The 26,752-nt window shown below is 64.6% G+C and carries 26 protein-coding genes; 13 read left to right on the top strand and 13 right to left on the bottom strand.

Features of this window, described 5'->3' with window-relative positions:
- Positions 1-142: 142 nt before the first annotated feature.
- From XH80_RS16835 to XH80_RS16820, 4 genes are read left to right on the top strand one after another with little or no spacing between them, the layout of a single operon-like run.
- Positions 143-1,030, top strand: a complete 888-nt coding sequence (locus XH80_RS16835) for a dienelactone hydrolase family protein (protein ID WP_271599538.1) — start codon at positions 143-145, stop codon at positions 1,028-1,030.
- On the top strand, positions 1,027-1,494 hold the full coding sequence (locus XH80_RS16830) for a DUF2269 family protein (protein ID WP_271599537.1): 468 nt from the start codon (positions 1,027-1,029) through the stop codon (positions 1,492-1,494). Before XH80_RS16835 ends, XH80_RS16830 begins: the two co-directional genes overlap by 4 nt.
- Positions 1,495-1,502: 8 nt before the next feature.
- Positions 1,503-2,822, top strand: coding sequence for an SDR family oxidoreductase (locus XH80_RS16825; protein WP_271599536.1), 1,320 nt, complete (start codon positions 1,503-1,505; stop codon positions 2,820-2,822).
- Positions 2,822-3,229, top strand: a complete 408-nt coding sequence (locus XH80_RS16820) for a thiol-disulfide oxidoreductase DCC family protein (protein WP_271599535.1) — start codon at positions 2,822-2,824, stop codon at positions 3,227-3,229. Before XH80_RS16825 ends, XH80_RS16820 begins: the two co-directional genes overlap by 1 nt.
- 92 nt (positions 3,230-3,321) lie before the next feature.
- Here XH80_RS16820 and XH80_RS16815 read toward each other — a convergent pair whose 3' ends face one another.
- The 7 genes from XH80_RS16815 to XH80_RS16785 form a co-directional block, all read right to left on the bottom strand.
- The gene (locus XH80_RS16815; protein WP_271599534.1) at positions 3,322-4,566 is read right to left on the bottom strand and encodes a flavin monoamine oxidase family protein; all 1,245 of its coding nucleotides are present in this window, start codon (positions 4,564-4,566) and stop codon (positions 3,322-3,324) included.
- A gap of 271 nt (positions 4,567-4,837) precedes the next feature.
- Positions 4,838-6,664 (bottom strand): translational GTPase TypA, encoded by a 1,827-nt coding sequence (gene typA / locus XH80_RS16810; protein ID WP_220003560.1) that lies wholly within the window; start codon positions 6,662-6,664, stop codon positions 4,838-4,840.
- Between the two features lie 242 nt (positions 6,665-6,906).
- The gene (locus XH80_RS16805; RefSeq protein WP_271599533.1) at positions 6,907-7,179 is read right to left on the bottom strand and encodes a hypothetical protein; all 273 of its coding nucleotides are present in this window, start codon (positions 7,177-7,179) and stop codon (positions 6,907-6,909) included.
- Between the two features lie 9 nt (positions 7,180-7,188).
- Positions 7,189-7,440 (bottom strand): hypothetical protein, encoded by a 252-nt coding sequence (locus XH80_RS16800; RefSeq protein WP_271599532.1) that lies wholly within the window; start codon positions 7,438-7,440, stop codon positions 7,189-7,191.
- Positions 7,437-8,882, bottom strand: coding sequence for a radical SAM protein (locus XH80_RS16795; RefSeq protein WP_271599531.1), 1,446 nt, complete (start codon positions 8,880-8,882; stop codon positions 7,437-7,439). Before XH80_RS16795 ends, XH80_RS16800 begins: the two co-directional genes overlap by 4 nt.
- Positions 8,863-9,579 (bottom strand): prolipoprotein diacylglyceryl transferase, encoded by a 717-nt coding sequence (locus XH80_RS16790; RefSeq protein ID WP_271599530.1) that lies wholly within the window; start codon positions 9,577-9,579, stop codon positions 8,863-8,865. The genes XH80_RS16795 and XH80_RS16790 overlap by 20 nt, the downstream gene beginning before the upstream one ends.
- An 82-nt stretch (positions 9,580-9,661) precedes the next feature.
- The gene (locus XH80_RS16785; protein WP_271599529.1) at positions 9,662-10,429 is read right to left on the bottom strand and encodes a Crp/Fnr family transcriptional regulator; all 768 of its coding nucleotides are present in this window, start codon (positions 10,427-10,429) and stop codon (positions 9,662-9,664) included.
- Between the two features lie 185 nt (positions 10,430-10,614).
- On the opposite strand from XH80_RS16785, the gene XH80_RS16780 reads away from it, so the two are divergent.
- A complete protein-coding gene (locus XH80_RS16780; RefSeq protein ID WP_271599528.1) occupies positions 10,615-10,989 on the top strand; it encodes a response regulator in 375 nt (124 codons plus the stop codon).
- A 7-nt stretch (positions 10,990-10,996) separates the two neighbouring features.
- Here the strand turns inward: XH80_RS16780 and XH80_RS16775 are convergent, their stop codons facing one another.
- On the bottom strand, positions 10,997-12,544 hold the full coding sequence (locus tag XH80_RS16775; protein WP_271599527.1) for an alkaline phosphatase D family protein: 1,548 nt from the start codon (positions 12,542-12,544) through the stop codon (positions 10,997-10,999).
- Positions 12,545-12,736: 192 nt separating this feature from the next.
- Entirely contained in the window at positions 12,737-14,182 is a 1,446-nt protein-coding gene (locus XH80_RS16770) for a TAXI family TRAP transporter solute-binding subunit (RefSeq protein WP_271599526.1), read from the bottom strand.
- Positions 14,183-14,332: 150 nt separating this feature from the next.
- Here XH80_RS16770 and XH80_RS16765 point away from each other — a divergent pair, with 150 nt between their 5' ends.
- Positions 14,333-14,635, top strand: coding sequence for a 4a-hydroxytetrahydrobiopterin dehydratase (locus tag XH80_RS16765; RefSeq protein ID WP_057740564.1), 303 nt, complete (start codon positions 14,333-14,335; stop codon positions 14,633-14,635).
- Positions 14,636-14,726: 91 nt separating this feature from the next.
- Positions 14,727-15,107, top strand: a complete 381-nt coding sequence (locus XH80_RS16760; protein ID WP_220003569.1) for a YkvA family protein — start codon at positions 14,727-14,729, stop codon at positions 15,105-15,107.
- A 72-nt stretch (positions 15,108-15,179) separates the two neighbouring features.
- Here the strand turns inward: XH80_RS16760 and XH80_RS16755 are convergent, their stop codons facing one another.
- From XH80_RS16755 to XH80_RS16745, 3 genes are all read right to left on the bottom strand, one after another.
- Positions 15,180-16,334: a TAXI family TRAP transporter solute-binding subunit gene (locus XH80_RS16755; protein ID WP_271599525.1), complete on the bottom strand. Its 1,155-nt coding sequence runs from the start codon at positions 16,332-16,334 to the stop codon at positions 15,180-15,182.
- Positions 16,335-16,352: 18 nt separating this feature from the next.
- A complete protein-coding gene (locus tag XH80_RS16750; protein ID WP_271599524.1) occupies positions 16,353-17,186 on the bottom strand; it encodes a hypothetical protein in 834 nt (277 codons plus the stop codon).
- Positions 17,187-17,523: 337 nt separating this feature from the next.
- Entirely contained in the window at positions 17,524-18,498 is a 975-nt protein-coding gene (locus tag XH80_RS16745) for an NADPH:quinone oxidoreductase family protein (protein WP_271599523.1), read from the bottom strand.
- Between the two features lie 238 nt (positions 18,499-18,736).
- On the opposite strand from XH80_RS16745, the gene XH80_RS16740 reads away from it, so the two are divergent.
- The 6 genes from XH80_RS16740 to argG all read left to right on the top strand — a co-directional run bounded on the left by XH80_RS16740 (position 18,737) and on the right by argG (position 24,831).
- Positions 18,737-19,576: an SDR family oxidoreductase gene (locus XH80_RS16740; RefSeq protein ID WP_271599522.1), complete on the top strand. Its 840-nt coding sequence runs from the start codon at positions 18,737-18,739 to the stop codon at positions 19,574-19,576.
- Positions 19,577-19,690: 114 nt separating this feature from the next.
- A complete protein-coding gene (locus XH80_RS16735) occupies positions 19,691-20,362 on the top strand; it encodes an invasion associated locus B family protein (RefSeq protein ID WP_271599521.1) in 672 nt (223 codons plus the stop codon).
- Between the two features lie 166 nt (positions 20,363-20,528).
- A complete protein-coding gene (gene rlmN / locus XH80_RS16730) occupies positions 20,529-21,731 on the top strand; it encodes a 23S rRNA (adenine(2503)-C(2))-methyltransferase RlmN (protein ID WP_271599520.1) in 1,203 nt (400 codons plus the stop codon).
- Positions 21,732-21,857: 126 nt separating this feature from the next.
- Positions 21,858-22,352, top strand: a complete 495-nt coding sequence (locus XH80_RS16725) for a hypothetical protein (RefSeq protein WP_271599519.1) — start codon at positions 21,858-21,860, stop codon at positions 22,350-22,352.
- 269 nt (positions 22,353-22,621) lie between these two features.
- Positions 22,622-23,398, top strand: coding sequence for a phosphatase PAP2 family protein (locus XH80_RS16720; RefSeq protein WP_271599518.1), 777 nt, complete (start codon positions 22,622-22,624; stop codon positions 23,396-23,398).
- 95 nt (positions 23,399-23,493) lie between these two features.
- Positions 23,494-24,831, top strand: a complete 1,338-nt coding sequence (gene argG, locus XH80_RS16715) for an argininosuccinate synthase (RefSeq protein ID WP_271599517.1) — start codon at positions 23,494-23,496, stop codon at positions 24,829-24,831.
- A 176-nt stretch (positions 24,832-25,007) separates the two neighbouring features.
- Here the strand turns inward: argG and XH80_RS16710 are convergent.
- A partial coding sequence (locus XH80_RS16710) for an OmpA family protein (RefSeq protein ID WP_271599516.1) occupies positions 25,008-26,752 on the bottom strand: 1,745 nt, incomplete at its 5' end.

Genomic DNA, 26,752 nt, shown 5'->3' with positions numbered 1-26,752 from the left:
GATCGGCACCGGCGTGCCATCAGTCGGTGCAAAACTGCTTTGCGGCAACGAATGAACGGCAACGGCAGCGCAGAAAGTCCGCCCCAAATGATTCGTTCCTACTAGTGTCGCCATCGCCGTTCGTGCTCCCTTCCGGCAACCCATGCGACTGTTCAACATCCTTGCGCGCCTGCCTCTGCTGGTTCTGCTGACTGCGTCGCCTGTGTGCGCACAGGTCACGTTCGGGGCATCGGGCCCGGAGGGCGAGCCGCTTCGCCGACAAGAATGGCGCGTGCCGTCACCGGATACCGATTTTGCCGCGCGCGCGCTGCTGTTTCGCCCCGCGGGCGCCGGCCCGTTCCGGCTTGCCGTGATCGCACATGCGTCAACGCAGAACGTGCTCCGTCGTGCGCAAACGCCGCAGCCGGAATATCGCGCCCTGGCAGCGTTTCTCGTCGCGCGCGGCTTTGCCGTGCTGGTGCCGGAGCGCCTCGGGCATGGCGCGACCGGTGGCCGCTATGTCGAAGATCAAGGCGGCTGCGACGAAGCGGATTACGCGCGCGCCGGCCACGCCACCGCGGCGGAAATTTCGCTCGCGCTGGACTATCTGCAAAAGCAGGATTTTATTCGTAAGGACGCCGCGGTCGTGATCGGGCATTCCGCCGGCGGCTGGGGCGCGCTGGCGCTTGCGCATGCCGATCCGAAAGCGATTGCCGCGATCATCGCCTTTGCACCCGGGCGCGGCGGTCATGCCAATGACGAACCCAACAAGATCTGTGCGCCGCATACGCTGCTCGCTGCGGCGGCTGAATTCGGCAAGACGGCGCGCATTCCCGTGATATCGCTGGTTGCAGCCAATGACAGCTATTTTGCACCGGCATTTTCGAAAACACTGGCGGATGCGTTTCGCAGTGGCGGCGGCAAGGATGATGTTCGCACGCTGCCATCAGTGGGCAGCGAAGGCCATTGGATGATCGAGACCGAGGCCGGCGTCAAAGCTGCAAGCGGCGAGCTCGATCGCGTGCTAAGGCCGGTGGCGAAGAAGCCATGATGCTGTATTTCCTTGTCAAATATCTGCACGTGCTCGGCGCCATCATCATCCTCGGCACCGGAACCGGCATCGCCTTCTTCATGCTGATGGCCCATCGCACCGACAATGCCGAGTTCATTGCACGCACGGCATCGGTGGTGGTGATTGCGGACGCGATCTTCACGCTGTCAGCGGTGATCCTGCAGCCGGTCACCGGCGGCCTGCTGATGGTGCTCTCGTCCACGTCGATCACGGAGCGTTGGATCCTCGCCTCGCTCGTGCTCTATGCCATTGCAGGCCTGTTCTGGATTCCTGTCGTCTTCATGCAGATCGAGATGCGCGATCTCGCGCGCAAGGCCGCCGAGCAGAAAGCCGCGCTGCCGGAGCGTTACTTCGTCCTGTTTCGCCGCTGGTTCGCGTTCGGCTTTCCCGGCTTCGGCGCGACGATGGCGATCCTCTGGCTGATGATCGCAAAGCCGTTCTGAGGAATCCGATGAACCAGCGAACCATTTTCGTGCTCGGCGCCTCCGGCCTGATCGGCCGTTTCGTCACCGACGATCTGCGCGCGAGAGGTTTTCGCGTTGTCGGCGTCGCACGCAAGCTGTCGCCGGCGCAGACGATGAGCGCGCTCGATATCGAGCTGCCGATCCTGTCGCTCGATGCGCCCGCGCTGACACGCCTGCTGAGCGAGCACGAGGTAGACGTCGTCGTGAACTGCCTCGGCGTGCTTCAGGACGGCCCCGGCAGCGACACCAATGCTGTGCATCGCGATTTTGTCGGGCGTCTGCTTCAAGCCATTGCCGACAGCGGTCGTGTGATCCGGCTGGTGCACATCTCGATTCCCGGCAACGCGGATGCTGATCGCACCGCTTTCGCCATGACCAAGCGCGAGGCCGAGCGGCTGATCGCAGCATCCGGCATTCCCCATGCCATTCTGCGGCCCGGCTTCGTGGTCGCGCCGTCAGCCTATGGCGGCAGCGCCATGCTGCGCGCGCTCGCCGCGTTTCCGCTGGATCTTCCGGCCAAGGAGATGGCGACGCCCTTTCAGCCCGTTGCGGTCGAGGATATCTCCGCGACCATCGCCTGGCTCGCCGCGCGTGAGATCGATGATGCCTCCGTGAAGGCCGTGAGCTGGGATCTCATGCAATCCGAGCCTGTCACGATGGCCGGCGTGGTCAAGCAGTTCCGCCGCGCATTCGGCACGGCCGGCTGGCCTGACATCGCGATGCCGTCCTTCATGCTCGATCTCGGCGCGAGACTGGGCGATCTCGCCAGCGCGCTCGGCTGGATGCCGCCGCTGCGCTCCACCGCGATCGCCGAGCTTCGCCGTGGCGTGCGAGGCGATCCCTCGGCATGGATCACCGCCACCGGCATCGCGCCGAAGACGTTGGCGGATGCGATCGGGCGCCATCCCGCCGCCATCCAGGACGTCTGGTTCGCGCGGCTGTTCCTGACCAAGGCGCTGATCATTGCGAGCCTGGTCGGGTTCTGGCTCGTCTCCGGCTTCATCGCCCTGGTCGTGTCCTACCGCGCCGCGGCCGGCATCCTGACCGCGCACAACTTCCCGCCCGGGCTGGTCGATCCCGTCACGACAGGCACCAGCCTGATGGACATGAGCATCGGCGCGCTGATCGCCTTCCGCCGCACCGCTGCGATCGGCCTGGTTGCAGGCATCGTCGCCTCGCTCGGCTACATGTTCGGCGCCGCGATCCTGACGCCTGATCTCTGGATCGAGCCGCTCGGCGCGCTGGTGAAGACCGGGCCGGCGATCGTGCTGATGCTGGTCGCGCTGCTCATGCTGGATAATCGCTAATGTCAAAATGGCCCGATGACGACGTGATCCTGTATGACGGCGTCTGCATCTTCTGCTCGCGCTGGGTGCGCTTCGTCGCGCAGCGCGACACAGCGAAACGATTTCGCTTCACGCCGATCCAATCGGTGTATGGCGCCAGGCTCGCCCGCACCTTCGGCATCGATCCTGAAGATCCCGATACGAACGCCGTCGTTCACGGCGGCAAAGCGTTCTTGAAGTCCGACGCCGCGCTGACTGTGCTGTCGCATCTGCCGGGCTGGAGCTGGGTGCGCGCACTCTTCGCCGTCCCAAAGCCGCTACGCGACCCCATCTACAGCCTCATCGCGCGCAATCGCTATCGCATCTTCGGCAAGTATGATGCGTGCTTCGTGCCGGATGCTGATTTGCGCACGCGGGTGATCGAGTGACTCGTCATTGCGAGCGCAGCGAAGCAATCCAGAATCTTGCCGCGGCGGCAGTCTGGATTGCTTCGCTGCGCTCGCAAGGACGGCGTGTGAGGCTAGCGTTTGCCCATCGCCGCCAGCACCTCCTTCGCCGCCCGCTCCCCGCTATCCCGCGCCCCATGCGCCGTCGTGAAGAACGTTGGCGACGTTGCTTCGCCCGCAAAGAACAGCCGTCCATCCACCGGCGCCGCGAGCACGGCGCGATCGCCGGCATGCCCGGGCAATGCGTGCGAATACGACCCTCGCGCAAACGGATCGCGCCCCCAGCGCGACTCATACAGCGGCTTCAGCTTGCGGCGGATATCGTTGCCGAGAAAACCTGCGATCTCGTCGATGCTGTGCGCCGCGATGGCGCCGTCGCCGGCATCTTCCAGCGCGCGGGCAAAGCTGCCGCCGAAAAAGCCTTCGATGCAGGGTTGGCCGAACGGGCGGATGTGATAGGTGCCCATCTCGGTGCGCATGGTGGCGCCGCGCAAGTTTCCTTCTTTCGGGAAGGCTTCGGCGCCGTCGAGCGCGAGCGTGACCTTGTCGTCGACGCCAAGCGGCAGGCCGGCTGCGGCATCGACCTTGGCCGGAAGAGGCGGAGAGAAGCGGATCGCCTCGTCAGCGATCAGATTGGTCGGCACGGTGACGATCACCCTGTCGGCGGTCAGCGTGCCCTGTGATGTCTCGATGCGCACGCGCCTGTTCGAGTGATCGATCAGCGTGGCATTGCAGTTCAGCGCCACCGGGCAGGGCGCGCCATAGGCCGCGATCAGCGCGCCATAGCCGCGGCGGACGCGCCAGTTGAGCTCGCTGTCCTCATAGGCGTCCCAGTCGAGCGTCGACATGTCCTTGAGTTCGCAGCCGTTGATATAGGTCGAGATCGCGTCGATCATCGGGTTCCAGCGATTGCCGGGCTCGAGGCTCAGGCTCGCCGGCTCGTCCTTGCCCTTTTGCGCGGCCTGCCAAAGCCGGTCGTAGAACGCGTCCATCGCGCGCATGAAATCGTCGCGCAGGCTTTGCGGAAACGCATTGCCATAGGCGCGCTCGCGCCAGGGCGGCAGGTCCTTGTTGAGCTCGAAACCGAGTGTTCGCGCGATCGGCACGAAGGAGTTCTTGTCGGCCGAATGCAGCCAGCCGCAGCCGACGTCGAAGGTTACGTCAGGCGAGGCTTGCACGGTCCAGGCGCGCCCGCCGAGCCTGTCACGCGCCTCCAGCACGATCACGGAGAGACCGGAGCCACCAAGCGCATGCGCCGCGCCGAGGCCGGCTGCACCGGCTCCGATGATGGCGACATCGACGGAGGAGGGGAAGGACATGGATGGGCTCTAGCACGTTCGTGCAGTGCGCTGAAGCCAGACCGGTAACCGGGTTTCGTAGGGTGGGCAAAGGCGCCCTTGCGCCGTGCCCACCATCCAGAAGTGGTGGGCACGCTTGCGCTTTGCCCACCCTACGGCACTGTGCTGAACTGTCATCGCCCGCGCAGTGCGGGCGATCCATTATTCCAGAGGCAGGTGTTGTAGAGCCGAGAAGCCGCGGCGTACTGGATTCCCCGCTTTCGCGGGGAATGACACCGAGCGAGAAAGACCCTTACGCCACCGCTTCCTTGGCCTTTTCCGCGCGCTTGCGCTCGTTCGGGTCGAGATGCTTCTTGCGCAGGCGGATCGACTTCGGGGTGACCTCGACGAGCTCGTCGTCCTCGATATAGGCGAGCGCCTTTTCCAGGGTCATGCGGATCGGCGGGGTCAGGCGCACGGCTTCGTCCTTCGAGGTCGTGCGGATATTGGTGAGCTGCTTGCCCTTGAGCACGTTGATCTCGAGATCGTTGTCGCGGGTGTGCTCGCCGACGATCATGCCCTTGTAGACCTTCCAGCCCGGCTCGATCATCATCGGGCCACGGTCTTCCAACTTGAACATGGCATAGGCCACCGCCTCGCCCTGGTCGTTGGAGATCAGGACGCCGTTGCGGCGGCCCTGGATCTCGCCCTTGTACGGGGCGTAGCCGTGGAACAGGCGGTTCATGATCGCGGTGCCGCGGGTGTCGGTGAGCAGTTCGCCCTGGTAGCCGATCAGGCCGCGGGTCGGCGCGTAGAACACCAGGCGCTGACGATTGCCGCCTGATGGCTTCATCTCGATCAGCTCGGATTTGCGCTCGCTCATCTTCTGCACGACGACGCCGGAATGCTCCTCGTCGACGTCGATCACGACTTCCTCGATCGGCTCCAGGGCGCCGCCGGTGGCTTCGTCCTTCTGGAACACGACGCGCGGACGCGACACCGAGAGCTCAAAGCCCTCGCGGCGCATGGTCTCGATCAGGATCGCGAGCTGCAATTCGCCGCGGCCCGAGACTTCCATCGCATCCTTGTCGGCGGATTCGACGACGCGGAGTGCGACATTGCCTTCGGCTTCACGCAGCAGACGGTCGCGGATCATGCGGCTCGTCACCTTGTCGCCCTCGGTGCCGGCGAGCGGGGAGTTGTTGACGATGAACGACATCGACACGGTCGGCGGATCGATGGGCTGGGCCGGCAGCGGCACCTCGACGGTGGGATCGCAGAAGGTGTCGGCGACGGTGCCCTTGGTCAGGCCCGCAATCGCGACGATGTCGCCGGCTTCGGCTTCATCGAGCGGCGTGCGCTCGAGGCCGCGGAACGCCAGGATCTTGGTGATGCGGCCGGTCTCGACCAGCTTGCCGTCGGCATGCAGCACCTTGACCTGCTGGTTCGGCTTGAGCACGCCCGACGAGATGCGGCCGGTGATGATGCGGCCGAGATAGGGGTTGGCCTCGAGGATGGTGCCGATCATGCGGAACGGGCCTTCCTCGACCTTCGGCGGCGCGACATGGCGCAGCACCAGGTCGAACAGCGGCTCCATGCCCTTGTCCTGCGGACCCTCGGGGCTCTCGGCCATCCAGCCCTGCTTGGCCGATCCATAAAGGATCGGGAAGTCGAGCTGCTCCTCGCTGGCGTCGAGCGCCGCGAACAGGTCGAACACCTCGTTGATGACCTCGGTCGGGCGCGCGTCGGGACGGTCGACCTTGTTGATGACGACGATCGGCTTGAGGCCGACCTTGAGCGCCTTGGAGACCACGAACTTGGTCTGCGGCAGCGGGCCTTCGGCGGCGTCGACCAGCACCAGGGCGCCGTCCACCATGTTCAGGATGCGCTCGACTTCACCGCCGAAATCGGCGTGGCCGGGCGTGTCGACGATGTTGATGCGGGTGTCCTTCCACTGCACCGAGGCGGCCTTGGCCAGAATGGTGATGCCGCGCTCGCGCTCCAGATCGTTGGAGTCCATGGCGCGATCCGTCACCTTCTGGTTCTCGCGGAACGTGCCGGACTGCTGGAGGAGCTTGTCGACCAGGGTCGTCTTGCCGTGGTCGACGTGGGCGATGATGGCGACGTTACGAAGATTCATGAGTGAGCTTCTTTGCGGTCGGACAATGGGTTAAGCGCGATCTCGCCGGTCAGACCGGGACCTCTTCGCGGGAACAACGCTGGAAACGTGGAAAACGGGGCCTGCTTCGCCCAAAAAAGGAAACCCGGCCATGTCGATCGGGCACCCCGTGCGTTTGCGGCGCAATATATGCAAAAACCGCCAAAAAACAATGCGTTCTTTGCCGGTTGGTTGACTGAATTTTGTCCGGGAATTCCCGGGACTTAAGGTCGGGTTGCGGGATCGGTGGGGGCTTTTCGCCCCTTGATGGCCAGCCCGATCAGCGCGGCTCCTCCGATGGCGATGAGTAGTCCCAAAGAGACCAGCGGTGCGACGTCCGAGTCGATCTTTCCGCCTTCCACCAGGGACATCCCGCCGAACAGCAGTGCGCAGAGCCCCGGTAGCAGCATGATGACGCCGAGGACCGCCATGAGCGCGGTCAGGCAGCCGCTGCGCTGCGGGGGAGGCGAAGTGGGCGGGGTTTCGATGCTGCTCATCGTGCCACGCTACTGACGCGGCTTCGGTGGGGTCGCCGCGCGGATGAAGAGGAAGACCGCAATTCCGATCAGGACCAATCCAATCAGGACGAATGCGCCGCCTTGGCCGGCGAATGCGATGAAGCATAGGCCAGGGAAAAGCAGCACGATGCCGGTGACCACCATGAAAGCGGTCAGGCAACCGTCGCGCCGTGGCGGCGCCGTCGAAGATGTGTCCTCTTGAGGGGGCAGTGTCGGAGGAGTCGTGCCGGTATCGCTCATCGCGGCACCTCCTCGCCTTGGCGTGCCTCGCGATAGGTCTGGCCGGCCAGCGCGGCGCGGATGCCGTCGATCTTGCCGTTCCGGTAGAACAGGTTGTAGGTGTCGAACGGGACGATCGCGCCGCTTTCAGTGACGAAATGGATGCAACTGCGCTTGACGTTGCCGACGCAGAAATTGAAGCGATCGAGAAACTGCACGATGGTGACGCGGAATACGTTCTCGTAGGTCAGCCCTTGCGGCACCTCGAAGCTGGGCAGACAGCACAGCAATTCGCAGACACGCTCGGAGGTGTTGAGCGGACCTGATGACAGCGAGAACAGATCGACGAACTTCTCCCGCAGCATCGGATATTTTTCCGGGCTGATGGTGTTGGGCATCACCGCGACGAGCTGCTCCTGCGGAATCAGCGACGTCAGCGGAAGCACCTTCTCGCCGTTGCGCAGGCCGTAGCCGATCGAGATGCTTTCGGGGTTGCAGGGCAGCGGGATCATGTCCTTGTCACCGAACACGCCGGTCTCGATGACGCGCTGGCGAATCTCCGACAGCATGATGCGGTCGGCCTTCTTGTCGAAATTTTCGTTGCGACCGGCATCCTGCACCGGCTGCAGCGTGACACCCCGAACGCACTTCCAGCTCAGCGCATGGCGAACGATATCGCCGATCTCGGCATCGTTGATGCCGCGTTTGATGGTCGCGACCAGCGTGGTCGAAACGCCGAAATGCTCGAGATTTTCCAGGGCCTGCTGGCGGATCTTGCGCAAATCCGCGCCACGCAGATTGACCAGCGCATCGCGTTGAAGCGAATCGAACTGGAGATAGACCTCCAGCCCGCGCTTGTTCTCGGCGAGCCGTGCCACGAAATCCTTTTCGCGGGCGATGCGCAGGCCATTGGTGTTGATCATGACATGGCGGATCGGGCGGGCGCGCACGGCGTCGAGGATCTCGAAGAAATCAGGGTGCAATGTCGGTTCGCCGCCGGAAATCTGCACAAGGTCGGGTTCGCCCTCGCTGGCAACCAGCGCGTCTAGCATCTTGTCGACCGTCGCGAGCGGGGTGAATCTGGTTCGCGTGGGCGCCGATTCGGCGAAGCAGACAGGGCAGGTGAGATTGCAGTGCTCGGTGATCTCGATCAGCGCCAGGCAGGAATGCTGCTCGTGGTCGGAGCAGAGACCGCAATCATAGGGACAGCCGAATTCGGTCCGGTGCTGGAATTGCAGTGGCCGGTCGCCCGGCTTGATGAAATCCTTGCACAGACGCCAATAGGCCGCGTCGGTGGAAACGAGCGTCGACTGGACGCCGTGCTCCCTGCAACGCTTTTCGTACCAGACCTCGTTGTCGAGAATCTGGATCTTGGTCGGCACCAGCTTCAGGCAGACCTCGCAAAGGGACTGGGTCTGGCCCCAGAAGATGTAGGGGCGCGACTTACGCAACGGCGCGTTCATGTACAGGTCTCGCTTGGGGCGCCGTCGCCAGCATGATTGCGGCGTAGAGCAGGATGGACAGCGACAGCAGGTGAAACAGTGTGAGGGGGCCGATCAGCGTGCCATAGGGCTTGAGGAATTCCCAGAGGAAGCGCTGCGCTCCGTAGAAGAGCAGAACCAGGTAGAAACCATTGGTGATCGCGTACGCGTTTCGGTTCAAGACCGCCAGCACATAGAGCAGCACGAACACGCCCATCGCGGCGCTCTCGTAGAGCTGCACGGGATGGCGGAGAATGCCGTCGCCGAAATCGTGGCCCCAGGGCAATGCCGTCGGCGTGCCGTAGGTAAAATCGTCGAGGCCTGCAAAATAGCAGCCGAGCCGCCCGATTGCGATGCCGAGAGCCAGCGGCAGTGCAAACCGTGCGCCGGTGCGCACGCCGATCCCCGTGGACCATTTGTAGAGCTCGACGGCCGCGATGCCGCCGGCGAGCGCGCCCTCGACCGATCGCGCAATGCCGCTCTCGCCCGACAGCCACAGATTAGCGGACCCGAACAGATAGGCGCCAAGGCCGGCGCCGAACATCAGCGCGGCGATATAAGGCAGCGCGAAGGATTGCGCCGGAAACCGCAAGCCTTGTCGCGACAGCCAGTAGACTGCTGCGCCCGCCGCCAGCCACGCCGCAACATCGAAGACAGTGTGAAGAAGGGCCCCGCTCATGCAGGGTTAGTATAACACGGCGAACGTACAGCGTCGCGCACCGGCATCCTCGCCCAGAGCGGGAGAGGCAAGGAGGCGAGCGTCACCCCGTGCTGCTCGCTTCCTCGGTCGGATAAACCCCGCGCAGCACCTCCTCGAAATGCCGCTTCACGGCGTCGTTGCAGAGGCAGGCGCGCAGCCGCAAGCCGTCATGATTGCGGACCAGGATCGCGCCGCGCCTGGTGTCGAGCACGCCTTCCGCCTTGAACGATTGCAGCACGCGGCTGGCATAGCTGCGTCCCACGCCGAGCAAGGTGGCGAGCTGCTCATGCGTCAGGGGCACGCTGTGCTCATCGCCGGTCCGCTCCATCGCTGCGACGATCCATTTCGCCGTGCGCTGCTCGATCGAATGGATCGCGTTGCAGGCGGTCGACTGGAAGATCTGCGCCAGCATGCAGTCGGCATAGCGGGCGAAGATGTTGCGCAGCGACGGCGAGCGCGCCTTGGCCGCGTCCAGCTTGCCGACGTGAATATGCGCGAACGGCCCGCCGAATTTCACGCAGATGCGGGTATAGGCCGGCAGAAATCCCTCGCTGACGATGCCGCCCACCGCGCCTTCGCGGCCGACCAGAATGGTCTCGACGTCGCGGCCGTCTTCGTTCGGGACGAGAAACGTCGCGAGCGACGGCCCGCAGGGAAAGTGCACGACCTGGACATCGTCGCCGGGATTGTAGAGCAGCTGGCTCGCACCGACGTCGCCAACGGTGATATGCGGTGCAAGCAGCGCATAGTCCGCCGCATTCAATCGCCGCAGCAGATTGTTGGCCGGGCGGCTGTCGATCTCGCTCGTCTTGCTGATACGCGCATCCATCGCAAACTCCCCCATCCTCCTCTCCACATTAGCGAGTTCCGGCCACGGCCTGTGTGCACATGTGGACAGACTTCAAAACTGTTCTGTGGTGAGTTTCGTTCCGGGAACCCTCCGATGCGCTGGGCGCAGGTATCGCATGAGGTTGTCCTGACGGTGACAACATGCAGCCCTCGATAGCCAACATCATGATACCTGCCTCCCCGGCCGACATCCCTGCCGATGTTCTGATCGTCGAGGACGATCCGATCATCGCGATCGATTTTGAGGATCGGCTGCTCGGATTTGGCGTGAGCAGCGTGCGCACCGTGGGGTCGGTGGCGCAGGCGCTGGATGCGATCGCAAGGCGTGCGCCCGACTTCGCGCTGCTCGATGTCGAGCTGATCCGCGAGAAGAGCTTTGCGATCGCCGAGCGGCTGGCAGCGCTGGAGATTCCCTTCGTCTTCGTCACCGGCTATGGCGCGGAGACCAGCATTCCCGCGCAGTTCGCCGCGCGTCCGCGGCTGCAAAAGCCCTGCTCCAGCGATGCGCTGGAGGCGGCTTTGCAGGCGCGCGGCGGCTAAATCAGCTTCAGGCGAGCTTCGGCTCGAGCGTGGTCGACCACAACGCGACGTCGGCGCGGTCGCGCAAGGTCACCGTCATCTGGCCGGAGGCGCCGTCGATCTTGACGTGGCCGAAGAACTGCATGCCCGCGGACGGCGGCAGGTTCTGCTTGTCGAGGCCGGGCGCCTTGACGAAACGCACCTCGGGGCCAAACGTGTTGTCCATCTCGCCGGGCCCGAACGTTCCCGCATGCAGCGGACCCGACACGAACTCCCAGAACGGCTCGAACTCCTGGAATTGCGCCTTGTCCGGATTGTAATAGTGCGCGGCGGTGTAATGCACGTCGGCGGTCAGCCACACCGTATTTTTGACCGGCGCCATCTTGATGAAGCGTAGAAGGTCGGCGATCTCGAACTCTCTCCCGCGCACCGGGCCGTCGCCCTGCGCGAAGGCTTCCGACCCCTTCTTGTTCGGCGCATCGTCGTAAACGAGGATGCTGAGCGGCATGTCGGAGGCGATCACCTTCCATGTCGCACGCGAATTGAGCAGGCCGCGCTTCAGCCAGGCCATCTGCTCGGGCCCGAGGAAGTAGCTGGCCGGGCCGTATTCGGTCTCGAGATTGGCGCCGTTCGGGCCGCGATAGCTGCGCTCGTCGAGCACGAACACGTCGAGATGCGGGCCGTAGGAGATCTGGCGATAGACCCGGCCCGGCTCATTGATGCTCTCGCGCATCGGGTACATTTCGTGGAAGGCGCGGCCGGCGCGCGCGGCGAGCAGCGAGATGTCGCGCACCTTGTAGGTCGCCGGCAGATCCTTCGACAGCGACCAATTGTTGGTCACTTCGTGATCGTCCCATTGCACGAAGATCGGCACCTCCGCATTGAAGGCGCGGACATTGTCGTCGGTGAAATTGTATTTGTGCGCGGCACGAAACTCGTCCAGCGTCTCCGCAACCTTGGCCTTCTCGGGGATGGTGACGTTCTTCCAGGTCTTGCCGTCGGCAAGCTTGACCTCGGAGGGGATCAAGCCGTCGGCATAGATCGTGTCGCCGGAATGCAGGAAGAAGTCTGGGCGATGCTTGCGCATCGCCGAGAAGGTGAACATGCCGCCGTCATCTGGGTTGATGCCCCAGCCTTGGCCGGCAACGTCGCCGCCCCAGACGAAGCTGACGTCGCGGCGGTCGGCCGGCGCGGTGCGGAAGCGGCCGACCACCGGCTCGCCTTCGATCGCGGTGTGGGAGAGGTCGCGGAAGCGGACGCGATAGAAGATGTCCTGTCCGCCGGGCAGATTGTCCACCAGCATCTTGGCGGTGAAGTCGCTCTCCGGCAGCGCCGCGATCGGCGGCAGCGCCCGGGCGCCCTTGAAAGATTCCGTCGTCGCCACCTCGACCAGCATTTGCGCGGGCCGGTCGGTGCGGGCCCAGACCACGCCGCCGTCGACGCTGACGTCGCCGGACTGCACGCCATGGGTGACCGCGGGCCGGTCGGCCGCGCGCGACAGATGCGGCATCGCGATCGCGCCGACTGCGCCGGCGCTGGTGGTGAGGAATTTGCGGCGGGAGAATTTGATCTTCATGGGATGGCTCGCTGGCTAGCGGTCTCGCGCACATTTGGCGCCGTCATTCCGGGATGGTCCGAAGGGATCACGATGCGACCCTGAGGACCAGACCCGGAATCTCGAGATTGCGGGTTCGCGCTTTGCGCGCCCCGGAATGACGGTGGAAGCTATATTGAGCCAATGTGACGCGGCAATTACGGGCGCAAACGTCTATGCGTTGCCGGCGGCCCGGAATTGCGCGCCGGCGCGTTGCAGGTTTTGCGGCAGGCTGGCCAGCACCGCCTTGCGGTCGGCGACCGCGGCGTGGAATTGGTCGAGCGCGATGTTGAAGGCGGTCAGCGCGCCTTCCTCGATGGCGCCGTGGTCGTAGCAGCGCAGCGTGTCACGCAGGATATCGTCGGCTTCGGTCTGCATCTGGTCGAGCTCGTCGGCCGTCTCGCTCTTGCGGGCGGCAGTGAGCATGTCGAGCAGGCGTTCGCGTAAATGGCTGTTATTGTCGCGCTCGTCCTTCTTCAGATAGCCCGCGAACCAGGCGCCGAGCGAGCCCATGGCCGAAAGCGCCATCAGGCTCCACCAGATATAGTCGCTGTATTTGTCGAGGAAGGTCTTCTCCTCGCCGTCGACGAAGGCGGCGGCGCCCGGATGCACGGGGATCACCGCGTCCTTGTCGGTGTCGGGCGTCTCGATCTTGGCGGCCTGCGGGAAGTCGGTCAGCAATTGCTGGCGCACGGCGAAGAGCTGCCGGGTGAAGGCCGCAACCGTGGTCTCGGACAGGCCTTTGCGCGCCACGATGTGGTGCGCGAAGCTGATGGTCTTGACCTCGTCCTCCGGACGATCGGGCGAGCCGCCATAGGTCCCGGCGGGAATTTCCGCGGCTTCATAGACCGGATGGTTCTGCGCGATGGCATCGGCCGAATCGATCGCGAGGAAAGTCGGCGTGCCGGCATCCTTGGCGGAGGTGGCGATCGCATCCGCCGTGATCTTGCTGTTGACCGGGCCGGCCGCAAGATAGACGTCGACCTTCTCCGCCTTGATCGCCTCGGCCACTTCGGTCGCCGGGAATTGCACGATCTCGACCTTGGCGGGATCGACGCCGTATTGCTGCAGGATCACCTTGAGCAGATTGACGTTGGCCGCCGTGCGGCCGACCACGCCGACGCGGTGACCGGCGAGCTGCGAGATCTTGGTGATCTTCGCGCCCTTCTTCTTGCCCTTGCCGGGTACCGACCACAGCACCACGACATTCTTGCGCAGCGTTGCGACGGCTTGCGCGTTCTTGGGGACCTCGAGATCACCGCGAACGATGGCAAGATCAGCCTTGCCTTCGGCGAGCTGCTCGGCGCTGGCGGTGGCACCGTCGGTCTGGATCGGGCGCAGCCGCACAAAACCTTTGCTCTGCGCAAAGGCCTGCGTCAGCGTCTGGACCACCTTGACGTCGTCGCTGTTGGCGGGACCGACCGCGATCTTCAAGGTCACCGGCCGCATTGCGAAATAGTAGCCGCCGGCGAGCGCGCCGATGATGGCGAGCACCAGCGCCAGAGACACGAGCGCGGTCTTCCGCGCCGCGGATCGCGGCGAAGGCGGAGAGGGGGCTTCAGCCAGGTTTGAATCCCCGGTCATCGATCTCCCAAACAGGCGCTTCAGGCTCAGTTTCATCTTGGCCGGCGATTTACGCCCGCAATTGTAGCAAATTTCTTGTCCGCCGGGGTTACATCTCCGTCATGGTTAGCGGATCGGCCAAATCCAAGGTGAACCCGGACCGTAAGCACGGTGTTAGGGTAAAGTTCCCCTGAAACGGAGGTCATCATGGCAGAACGTCTATCGGCGGACGCCCGCAAGCAGGCGCTGGGCACCCTCCCCGGCTGGGCCGAGGTCCAGGACGGCAAAGGGATCGGGAAGACCTTTGTCTTCAGGGATTTCAACGAGGCCTTCGGCTTCATGACCCGGGCGGCGCTAACAGCCGAAAAAATGGATCACCACCCGGAATGGCGCAATGTCTACAAGACCGTAGAGGTGGTGCTGTCGACCCATGACGCCGGCGGTCTGACCAAGCTCGACATCGAGCTTGCCACGGCGATGAATGCGATTGCCAAGCTGACGCAGGGCTGACGTCTTGCGGGTCCGGGCCGCATCCCCATCTTGTGATCGTCACCGGATGCGGCCTTCGGTCGCGCCGCCGTAAGCGGGAGTTTTGGGAAAGATGGCTGCCGAACACAGCGTCGGCTTCGAGCCGGCGGATCGGCTCGCGGAAGATCGTGACAGCGTGCGCCGCCGCTTCTGGCGCAAGCTGAAGCGCGTCGCCGCGCATCTGCCGTTCACGGAAGATCTGCTCGCGGCCTATTACTGCGCGTTCGACCGGCAGACGCCGCGCCATGTCCAGGCGTCGCTCTTGGGTGCGATCGCCTATTTCATCCTGCCGTTCGACTTCATCCCCGACGTGATGCCGGTGCTCGGCTTCACCGATGACGCCGCCATTCTCGCCACCGCCATTCGCATGGTCGCGAGCCACATCACGCCAGAGCACCGCGAAGCGGCGCGCGCTGCATTGAAGCGTGGGGTGGATGAGGGGGAGGCCGCGTAGCCGTCCCTATGTCGTCCTGGCGATAGCCAGGACGACTCTGAAAGAGATTCCACCACCCACCGCGCCCCACCACTACTTCTTCTCCGCCCGCGCCTTCTCCGCGTCCCACGCCTGGAATTGCCTGAACAGCGTTTCCCTCTCTGCGTCGGTCACTTTCGCGGCCGCGGGGGTTTGCTTCAGGAATGCCTCGAAGCGTTGCCGCGTCACCGGCTCGATGCCATGTTTGTCGAGCCATTGCTGTGCCACCGGCAATCTGTTCCAGCCGGACAGGGGGGCCGCCAGCGAGACCTCCTTCCACTTCGGATGGAAGGGCGGGTTCTGGAGCGCGGGGAATTTCGTGAAGAAGGCGTCCACGAACAGTGCGAGCTTGCGATAGCGCTCGGTGTTCGGGGCCCAATTATAGGCGGCAAGCACCGCGGGCACCGCGATCGTGTCCACGGTCTCGCCCTCCTTGATCAGGTTCGGATAGTCCTTGGCGTTCAGCGTCGCCGGCAGATAGTCGCTCTGGAGCGGCTTTGCATAATCGACCCCCGCAAGATGGAAGCGTCCGTCATTGGCGAAGTTCGAGACCGATTTGTAAGGCTTGCCCCCGACCACGATGACGGCGTCGATCTCGCCGGCTTTCAGCTTCTCCATCGCGATGCGCTGCTCGACATAGACGAACTTGGCCTTGATCCCGAGCCGCTCGAACACGGTCAGCGCGGTGACGAAGGTGCCGCCGTTGGGCAGGTCCACGCTGACGGTCTTGCCCTCGAGATCCTTGAGCGTCGCGACTGACTTCGGCGCGATCACCTGCATCTCTTCGTTGTAGAGCTTGGTCACATAGGTGAACTGCTTCTTGATATCCTTGGCAAAGCCCCTGCGTTCGAGATAGTCGAGCGTGTCGGCACGCACGACCCCGAGATCGACGCCCTGCAGGAACAGAATGTCGGCCACGCTCTGCACCGAGCCGCGGCCGACGATCGGCAGCACGCGGATCTTGTTGCCGTCGTCGAGCACGGAGGCGAGATCGGCGCCGAACTGCACATAGGTGCCGCCGATCGTGCCGGTGATCAGTGTGACAGTGTTGGCGTTCAACGACTGCTTGGTCGAGGTCGAGCCGAACTGGAAGATGGCCTTCAGTCCGTCCGAGACCTTGGCCGGATCGTATTCGGTCTGCTCGGCGCGTGCCGCGAATGCACAGATGGTCATGATGGCGGCAACCGCCATTTTCAAAGCGTTACGCATGATGTCCTCTAAAAAGCTCTAATTGCGAAACTGGGCGAGGCGCTGCCCCGCCTCCGCCGATCCGAGCGCCGCGGCCTTCTGGTACCAGTCGCGCGCGGCGGCCGCGTCGCCGGCGATGCTCCGCGCGTCGCTGGTGCCCAGCACGGCCGGGTCATAAGTCTGTCCCAGCAGGAACGCGGCCGTTGCATCCTGCGCATTGGCCGCGCGTTCGAGCAGCAGACGGGCCGCAACGATATCGCCGATCCTCAACAGGCTCTTCGCGCGCGTCATCAGCCCGGCCAGCGTGTCGGCGTCGAGCGTCTTGACGGGCGCAGGGGGCGCAGGCGGCGCAGCGACGGGTGCGGGTGCCTGGGCTTGCAGCGCCGACTGATAGGCGGTCGCGATCGCTTCGCGGCTCGGCGTTGACGGTGCAGGGAGGTCTTGGGTGTCGGCGCTCGCCAGCTTGGTGTCGGTCACGCGGACCGGATGCTCGAGCGGGATCTGCCGTACGGCCGGCGGGCTGGTCGACGCCATGGCCTGCTCCGCGATGCCCACCCAGCGACCGGCATTGGCGGCCAAGAGGCCGCGAAAGTCGGACTGAAACAGTGTGACCAGAGCCGCCAGGGTGGATGCCGCCAGAACGGCCGCGAGAACACGCGGGACAAATCTGGAGCGCAATTCCACCGGTGCATATTCGCGTGGGTCCGGCGCACCGAGCGGATCGGACAAGAAGAGTGGAATTGGATCGTCCTGTGAAAGTTCAGCCCGCGCGGCGCGAGCACGGATAAAGGACGCGGTTGGCGGATGTGATGCGGCTCGATTGGAGTCGAGCGCCCTCGACTCCTTCGACGGGCGATGCGCCGTCGTCTCCATGGTGATGCTCCCCATTACTACGCAACGCAGGGGCATTCCCGGCTTCAGTCTTCTTGCTTTTGTCCAGAAGTGTCCCGCAAATGGAACCGGTAAAACGCAGTTTGAATCAGCCCAAAAAACGACGGCGGTTTGCGCGAATCGGGAAAAAGTTGGGTTTGATTGGGGCGGCGCGGGGGAATGCACCGCAATTTCGGCGGTGATGGTTGAGGGAGGTTCAACCACACGGCGCCGCGCTCGAGCACAGCGTAGAGGGAGTGGACGCGCGATAACACACGCCAATGTCATCCCGGCTTTCGCCAGGACGACTTGCGGGGGTAGTCTTCGCTATTGCGTCACCTCACGGATGCAAGATCACCTTACCCATGGCCTGGCGTCCCGCCAGCACCTTCAGTGCGTCGGCGGTCTGCGCCAGCGGGAAGGTGCGGTCGACATGCGATGAGATCTTTCCTTCCGCCGTCCATTTCACCAGCTTCTCGAGATTGGCGCGGTTCTTTTCCGGATTCTGCCGGGTCCAGGCGCCCCAGAACACGCCTCTGATATCGCAGCCCTTCAAGAGCGCCAGGTTCAGCGGCATCTTCGGAATGTCGCCGGCTGCAAAGCCGATGACGAGGAAACGGCCTTCCCAGGCGATCGAGCGCAACGCCTGTTCGGCATACGCACCGCCCACCGGATCGAAGATGATGTCGACGCCCTTGCCGCCGGTGAGCTTGCGCAGGCCTTCCTTCAGATCTTCCTTGGCGTAGTTCAGCGTCAGCTCGGCGCCGTGCGCTTTGGCGAATTCGAGCTTCTCTTCGGACGAGGCGCAGGCGATCACCTTCAGGCCCATCAGCTTGCCGAGCTCGCACGCGGCAAGGCCGGTGCCACCGGCAGCGCCGAGCACGGCAAGCGTCTCGCCCGGCTTCGGGCTGGCGCGATCCTCCAGCGCATGCAGTGCGGTGCCGTAGATGATGATGATGCCGGCCGCGCGGTCGTAATCGAGATTGTCGGGAATCTTCACGATACCGGCTGCCGGCAGCGCGATCTTTTCGCGCGCGCCGTTGTGACCACACGAGGCGACCACGCGATCGCCGACTTTGAGATCAGTCACGCCGGGTCCAACGCTCTCGATCACGCCGGCGACTTCGGCGGCGGGCGAGAACGGGAACGGCGGCTTGATCTGGTACTTGCCCTGGATCATCAGGATGTCGAAGAAATTCAGCGCCGCCGCCTTGATCGCGATCACGGCCTCGCCGGGACCAGCCACCGGATCCGGCACATCGGCGAGCACGAGATCGTCGGGCTGGCAATATTGCGAGCAGAGGATGGCTTTCATGGCGACACCTTCTTGAGAAGTAAGTACTGGGGCGTTTCGAGTGGAATTATAGTTGGGCCGGTTTTGCCGGATTTGCCGCGACCGGACAATCCGGATTCTTTGTCTGAGGCTATGTTCGGCCTATCCTCGTCATTGCGAGCGCAGCGAAGCAATCCAGAGTCCGTCCGGCGGAAATAGTCTGGATTGCTTCGCTACGCTCGCAATGACGGAGCAAGCGGAAACAGCGAGGATTCAAACGATGTTTGAAACAGGTCTGCTTAGGGACAAGCGCATCCTCGTCACCGGCGGCGGCTCGGGCCTCGGTGCTGCGATGGGGCGCCGCTTCCTCAGCCTGGGCGCCGAGCTCGTGATCTGCGGCCGCAAGCTCGACCGTCTCGAAGCGACCGCGAGCGAGATGCGCGCAGAGACCGGCGGCAAGGTCACGACCATCGCATGCGACGTTCGCGATGGTGCCGCGGTCGACGCGATGATGGACGCGATCTGGCGCGAGGCGCCACTCGACATCCTCATCAACAACGCCGCCGCGACCTTCATCGCGCAGAGCGAGCATCTGTCGTTCCGCGCGGCCGATGCGATCCTGGCGCCGACGCTGCATGGTGCGATGTACTGCACGCTCGCTGCCGGCAAGCGCTGGATCGATGGTGCGCACCATGGTGTCGTGCTCTCGATCCTCTCGACCTCGACCATCACCGGCCGTGCCTTCACGGTCCCGTCCGCGATGGCGAAGTCGGCGGTGCTGGCGATGACCAAGAGCCTCGCGGTGGAATGGGGCCCGAAGGGCATCCGCACCGTCGCGATCGCGCCGGGGCCATTCCCGACGCCGGGCGCGTCGGGGCAGCTCCGCCCCGAGGGCCGCGACGAAGGCTGGACCACCCGCAACCCGCTGGGACGCGTCGGCCAGCATAGCGAGCTTGCCGACCTCGCCAGCTTCCTGGTCTCGGATCGCGCCGGATACATCAACGGTGAGATGGTGGTGATCGACGGAGGCGCGCATTTGCGCAGTTCCGGGGCCGAGGACCTGTTGCGATGGACTGATGCGCAATGGGCGGAACAGCGCGCCGCGCGGTCCAAAAGCTAACCGTGGTTTCCCGCTAACTGCCTTCCCAAACTGGACTTTCCCGGTTATCCCTGCGCGGGGACAAATCGCCGCCGGGCCATCTTCCAGTCACAATATTGAGGGAACCACTCCAGCATGTGGCGGGCGCTCTTTTTTGCTTTGATGACTGGCGTGGCGGCGTGGGGGTTGGGTGAATCCGCGCGCGCCCAAACCGCGCAACCGGCGCCGAAGGCGGCGGCCAAGCCAGCGGCACCAGCCGCCAAGACTGAAGCCAAGTCCGAAGCCAAGACTGAAGCAAAGACGGCCGCCAAGCCCGAGAGCAAGCCGGCCGCCCCTGCAGCGGCAGTCGCCGGTGGCGCGGAGCCGACGCTGATCGGCCAATTCGGCACCTGGGGTGCCTATGCGGCGACACCCAACGGCAAGAAGGTCTGCTTTGCGCTGGCAAAGCCTTCCTCGTCGAAGACAAATCCGCCAAACCGGCCGCGCGACCCCGCCTATGCCTTCGTCTCGACCCGGCCGGCCGAGAAGGTGAACAACGAAGTCTCGGTGATGATCGGCTACGCGCTGAAGCCGGGCTCGGAATCGACCGTCGAGGTCGGCGGCGCCTCCTTCGCGATGTACACGCAGGGCGACGGCCTCTGGATCAAGAACGCGGCCGAGGAGGAGCGGATGGTGGAGGCCATGCGCAAATCCGCCGATCTCGTGGTCAAGGGCGTCTCGGCCAAGGGAACGGAGACGACCGATACGTTCTCGCTGAAGGGTCTCGCCCAGGCCCTCGACAAGATCGCGCAGGATTGCCGGCGGTAAGGCTAAGTAATTGCCACGGTCGCAATCGGCGGTTCCGGTTGCTATATAAAGCCAGTTCCAGATCTCTTCCGTCATTCCGGGGCGATGCGCAGCATCGAACCCGGAATCTCGAGGTTCCAGGTTCAGCTCTTCGAGCCCCGGAACGACCAACCCATTAGGCCCATCAATGCAACCGACGACCGAGCCGCACAACGCAATCCTGGTGGAGAAGACTCCGCTCGAAACCTATGTGCCGCCGGCAAAGCCGTCGCTGATCGGCCTGTCGCGCACTGAACTTGCCGACCGTCTCGGCGAGATCGGCGTCGCGCCAGCACAGCGCAAGATGCGCGTGCAGCAGCTCTGGCACTGGCTCTATTTCCGCGGCGCCCAGAGCTTCGACGACATGACCTCGATCTCGAAGGGCATTCGCGCCGAGCTCGCGCAGCATTTCACCGTCGACCGGCCCGAAGTCGTGGCCGAGCAGATCTCCAACGACGGCACCCGCAAATGGCTGCTGCGCCTGCCGAGCGGCGACGTCGTTCAGAAGGCGCATGAAGTCGAATGCGTTTACATCCCCGAGACCGATCGCGGCACGCTCTGCGTCTCCTCGCAGGTCGGCTGCACGCTCAATTGCTCGTTCTGCCACACCGGCACGCAGCGCCTGGTGCGCAACCTCACCGCCGGCGAGATCGTCGGCCAGATCATGGTCGCGCGCGATCGTCTGAATGATTGGGCTGACCGCGAGGACGGCACGCGCCGCGTCACCAATATCGTGATGATGGGCATGGGCGAGCCGCTCTACAATTTCGACGCGGTGCGCGATGCGTTGCTCATTGTCGGCGACAATGAAGGCATCGGCATCTCTCGTCGCCGCATCACGCTGTCGACCTCGGGCGTGGTGCCGAACATCGTGCGCGCCGGCGAGGAGATCGGCGTCATGCTCGCGATCTCCTTGCATGCGGTGCGCGACGAGCTGCGCAGCGAGCTGGTGCCGCTCAACCGCAAATATCCGATCAAGGAACTGCTGCAGGCCTGCCGCGACTATCCCGGAGCCTCGAACGCCCGCCGCATCACCTTCGAATATGTGATGCTCAAGGGCGTCAACGATTCGCTCGACGATGCAAAGCTGCTGGTGAAGCTGCTCAAGGGCATTCACGCCAAAATCAATCTGATCCCGTTCAATCCCTGGCCTGGCACCGCCTATGAATGCTCGGACTGGGACCAGATCGAAAAATTCTCCGAATACATCTTCAACGCCGGCTATTCCTCGCCGGTGCGCACCCCGCGCGGCCGCGACATCCTCGCCGCCTGCGGCCAGCTCAAGTCGGAGACGGAAAAGCTCTCGGCCCGCGAGCGCCAGGCGCTGCGCGCCATGGCGATGACGGATTAGCAATGGCAATGCCCTCGATGCTCGTCATGGCCGGGCTTGTCCCGGCCATTTATGTTTTGAGTTCGTCATTCCGGGGCGCGCGCAGCGCGAACCCGGAATGACGGTGATACTCAAGGGGGCTCTCAGATGTCCCTGATCGGCCGCCTCATCGTCATCTTCATCGGCTTTCTCGCCGCCTGCTTCGTCGGCGGCATGATCGTCGTCGGCGCGCTGCTGTTTCCTGAGTTCTCCGATCTCGGAGCCGGTCCTGTCGATCAGGGCACGATCGACATTCTGCTCGGCTTCGGCTTCATCTTCGTCTCCGGTTTTGCACTGGTGCCGGCGGCGGTGATCGTGGCGATCACGGAAGCGCTCTATATCCGCAGCGCGCTCGCCTATGCAGTCGGCGGCGGCCTGGTCGGGCTCGCCTGCTATCTCGGCCTCATCCCGTTCCATCCCGATACGTTCCAGTTCGAAGGTATCGTGCGCCGGCATCTGGAGATCATGACCGGCGCGGGCATCGTCGCCGGCGTTGTCTACTGGCTGATCGCCGGCCGCAATGCCGGCGCCTGGCGCATCCCGCCGGCCCCGCGCCGGCCGCCTCCGCCGCTCCCGTCGAATTCAAGGCCGGATATGCGGTGACTTGCGGAGTGTAGGAATGATGCGAAGCTGCGCGCCAAACATTCAGTGTCGTCCCGGCGAAGGCCGGGACCCATACCCCCAGGGAGATATTTGGCGAAGTCTCGTCGTCCGGTACCGCTATCGAGTTCCTGTCGATAGACCTCGCGGTGTGGGTCCCGGCCTCCGCCGGGACGACGTTGTTGGAGCATTGCCGTAACATCGCGATCGCTCGCTCGCCGCAGCCGAATCCAGGGTTTCCATCCCGGTCCCACTCCGCTAAACCGCGCGCCATGAACCGGACTGGACTCTTCATCACCCTGGCGCTGTGGCTCGTGATCGGCGTCGTTTTCGGCCTTTATCCCGAGCTCGATCTCAAGCTCGCCGCGCTGTTCTTCGATCCCCAAACCAAATCCTTTCCGCTCAAGCTGAATGAATGGGCCGCCATCGCGCGCGATGCTGCGATGTGGGTCTCCTGGGTGTTCGTGCTGCCGTCGCTGGTCGCGCTCGTGGTCAAGATGATCAGGCCCGACCGCCCCCTGATGGTGTCGGGACGCGCGATCGTGTTCCTGCTGGTCACGATCATCATGTCGGCCGTGATTCTCTCCAACCTCACCTTCAAGACCTATTGGGGCCGGCCGCGCCCGGTGGTGGTGACCGAGTTTGCCGGCGATCAGCAATTCGTGGCGTGGTGGGATCCGCGCGGCGATTGCGAACGCAATTGCTCGTTCTTCTCGGGCGAGGGTGCGACGGCATTCTGGACGCTGGCCCCCGCCGCGCTGGCGCCTCCGGCCTGGCGGCCGCTCGCCTATGCCGGCGCGGTGGTGTTTGGCGCCGTGACCAGCGGCCTGCGCATGGCCTTTGGCGGCCACTTCTTCACCGATGTCGCAACCGCCGGCCTCGTGACCTTCGTCGTGATCTGGTTCACTTTCGCGCTTGTCTACCGCTGGCCGCGGACCCGGTTCTCGGACGAGGCGGTCGATGCCGCACTGACCCGGCTGAACATGCCCGCCTATCGGCTCCGCAAGCGCCTGTTCGGCCGCAAGACGGGTCCCGCACCCTCGATCTGAAGCCATTAAATGGGTGCCGAGGCGTGCGAAATTTGATATTCGCGCGGTCACGTTCACCCTCACATCAGCCCCTTGAAACCCCGATTGGAAGCCCCATGACCACGATCCTGAAAAGCCTGCCCAAGGGTGAAAAAGTCGGCATCGCTTTTTCGGGCGGCCTCGACACCTCTGCGGCGCTGCTCTGGATGAAGCAGAAGGGCGCGCGCTGCTACGCCTATACCGCCAATCTCGGCCAGCCCGACGAGGCCGATTACAACGAGATCCCGCGCAAGGCGGAAGCGTTCGGCGCCGAGAAGGCCGTGCTGGTCGATTGCCGCACGCAGCTGGTGCACGAGGGCATCGCCGCCATTCAATCAGGCGCCTTCCACATCTCGACCGGCGGCATCACCTATTTCAACACCACGCCGCTCGGCCGCGCCGTGACCGGCACGATGCTGGTCGCGGCGATGAAGGAGGACGGCGTCAACATCTGGGGCGACGGCTCGACCTTCAAGGGCAACGACATCGAGCGCTTCTATCGCTACGGCCTGCTCACCAATCCATCCTTGCGCATCTACAAGCCCTGGCTCGACCAGCAATTCATCGACGAGCTTGGCGGCCGCGCCGAGATGTCGGCATTCATGACCGCGCAGGGCTTTGCCTACAAGATGAGCGCCGAGAAAGCGTACTCCACCGACAGCAATCTGCTCGGCGCCACGCACGAAGCGAAAGATCTCGAGAGCCTCGACCGCGGCATCAAGATCGTCAACCCGATCATGGGCGTGCCGTTCTGGCGCGACGATTGCGTCGTCAAGGCCGAGAAGGTCGTGGTGCGTTTCGAGGAAGGCCAGCCGACCGCGCTGAACGGCAAGACCTTCTCTGATCCGGTCGCGCTGTTCCTCGAAGCCAATGCCATCGGCGGCCGCCACGGCCTCGGCATGAGCGACCAGATCGAGAACCGCATCATCGAGGCCAAGAGCCGCGGCATCTACGAGGCGCCCGGCATGGCGCTCTTGCATATTGCTTATGAGCGCCTCGTCACCGGCATCCACAACGAGGATACGATCGAGCAGTACCGCATCAGCGGCATGCGCCTCGGACGTCTGCTCTATCAGGGCCGCTGGTTCGATTCGCAGGCGTTGATGCTGCGCGAGACCGCGCAGCGCTGGGTTGCCCGCGCCGTCACCGGCGAGGTCACGCTGGAGCTGCGCCGCGGCAACGACTATTCGATCCTCAACACCGAGAGTCCCAACCTGACCTATGCGCCTGAAAGGCTCAGCATGGAGAAGGTCGAGGACGCCGCGTTTACGCCGGCCGATCGCATCGGTCAGCTCACCATGCGCAATCTCGACATCGCCGATACGCGCACCAAGCTCGGTCTCTATTCGAAGACCGGCCTGCTGTCCGGCAGCGAAGGCTCGCAGATTTTCCGGCTCGAGAGCGACAAGGAATAGTCTTGTAGGGTGGGCAAAGGCGCGCTCTTCGCGCGCCGTGCCCACCACTTGCAAATGGTGGGCACGGCGCAAGTGCGCCTTTGCCCACCCTACGATTGCTGTGTCCGGGGCACGAGAACAACCAAAACAAAAATGGCCGGGATCGCTCCCGGCCATTTTGCTTTGTGGCGATCGTCTCAGCGCGGCGGCGTGACGCCGGGCGGGGGCGGCGGCAGCGAGGCCGTGCCGCCATTGAGCAGCGGCGTGATGCGACGGATGGTGACGCGCCGGTTGATGCGGCTCGGACCGTCGGTCTGCTCCTTCAGGTACTGCTTGCCGTAACCCTGCGACGTCAGGTTCTCGGCGGGCACGCCGAACTGCTGCGTCAGCAATTCGGCCGCGGCCTGCGCGCGGCGATCCGACAGCGACAGATTGTCGACGTCGTTGCCGACCGCATCGGTGTGTCCCTCGATCAGGAACACCTCGCGCGGGTTGCGCTGGATCGCACGATTGAGGCCGTCGGCGATCACCTGCAGCCGCGCCGCCTGATCCGGCGGAATGGTCCACGATCCGGTCTCGAAATTGATCGTGTTGACATCGATGCTCGGCATCGCCATGCGGACGTTCGGCGAGTAGCGGATCTCGTCGAGCGAATAACGCCGCTCGATCCGCTGCACCGGCGGTGCTTCCATGGTCTCGTAGATCACATCAGGCGTCGCCTCCTGAGCGTCGACGATGTAGCGATCGTAGGGAATGTTGACGACCGGCGGCGGCACGTCGACATAGAAGCCGCCCACCGACCGCGGATCGCGGTAGCTGTTGTCGATGATGATGACCTCGCGCCCGCCGGGGTCCCTGCGGATACGGCGCAGCAGCGAACCATCAGGACCGACCACGGTGATCACCTCGCTGCCATCGGGACGGATCACGACGGTGCGGGTTTCGCCGCCGACGGTCTCGGTGCGGATGTCGCGGGCGCCGTAGCGGAAGCGGTAGAGATCGTTGCCGCGAACATATTCCTGACCGCCGGGGTCGCGGATGATGATGCGATCCGGTTCGGTGTAGACGGTGCGGCCGCCTTCGACGATCTCCTGCCGCTGGTTGCGGTAGTCGGCGATGGTGGCGCCGATCACGGCACCTGCGACGACGCCCGCGCCGAAGGCGAGCGGCGTCAGGTCACGCTGCTGCGGGCGCGGCGGCGGCGGCAGCGGAGCGGCCACTGCCGGCGCTGCACGGAACGCCGGCGTAACCGTCGGCGGTGCGTATTGAGCCTTGTCGGGCGGCGGAGCCGCGGCCGGCGAGGCAGGGACGACTGTCGGAGCTGCAACGCCCGGCGGAGGCGCCGGGGGACGCGGCGCGGCGCCCGCCTGCGGTGCCACAGGCGGTGTTCCGGGAGCAGGCGCCGTTCCGGCAGCGGGTGCGCCCGCGGGTGGCGTTCCACCCTGGCGTCCTGGCGTTGCGCCACCGGGCGCCGGCGTTGCCGTTGGAGCCGGGGTTGGAGTCGTTGTTCCTGCGGCCGGCGGAGCGCCGGGGCGTCCCGGCGGCGTCGCGCCAGGCGCTGGCGTTGCTGACGGCGTCGGTGTGGCTGTCGGGGTTGGAGTCGGCGTCGGCCGGCCTGCCGGCGCTGCGGGCGTCGGTGTGGCCGTCGGGGTTGGAGTTGGCGTCGGCCGGCCTGCCGGCGCTGCGGGCGTCGGTGTGGCCGTCGGGGTTGGGGTCGGCGTCGGCCGGCCTGCCGGCGCTGCGGGCGTCGGTGTGGCCGTCGGGGTTGGGGTCGGCGTCGGCCGACCTGCCGGCGCTGGGGGTGTCGGCGTGGGCGTCGGGGTTGGCGTTGCCGTGGGCGCCGGCCGAGCCGCAGGGGCCGCGGGCGGCGGAGGTGTTGGCGTTGCGGCCGGACGAGCCGGTGTCGCGGCCGGCGCCGGGAGCGGTGCAGCGGGAGCGTGCT

This window comes from Bradyrhizobium sp. CCBAU 45384 (assembly GCF_028128665.1).
GTDB lineage: Bacteria > Pseudomonadota > Alphaproteobacteria > Rhizobiales > Xanthobacteraceae > Bradyrhizobium > Bradyrhizobium manausense.
This window is presented reverse-complemented; position numbering and strand designations above follow the sequence as displayed.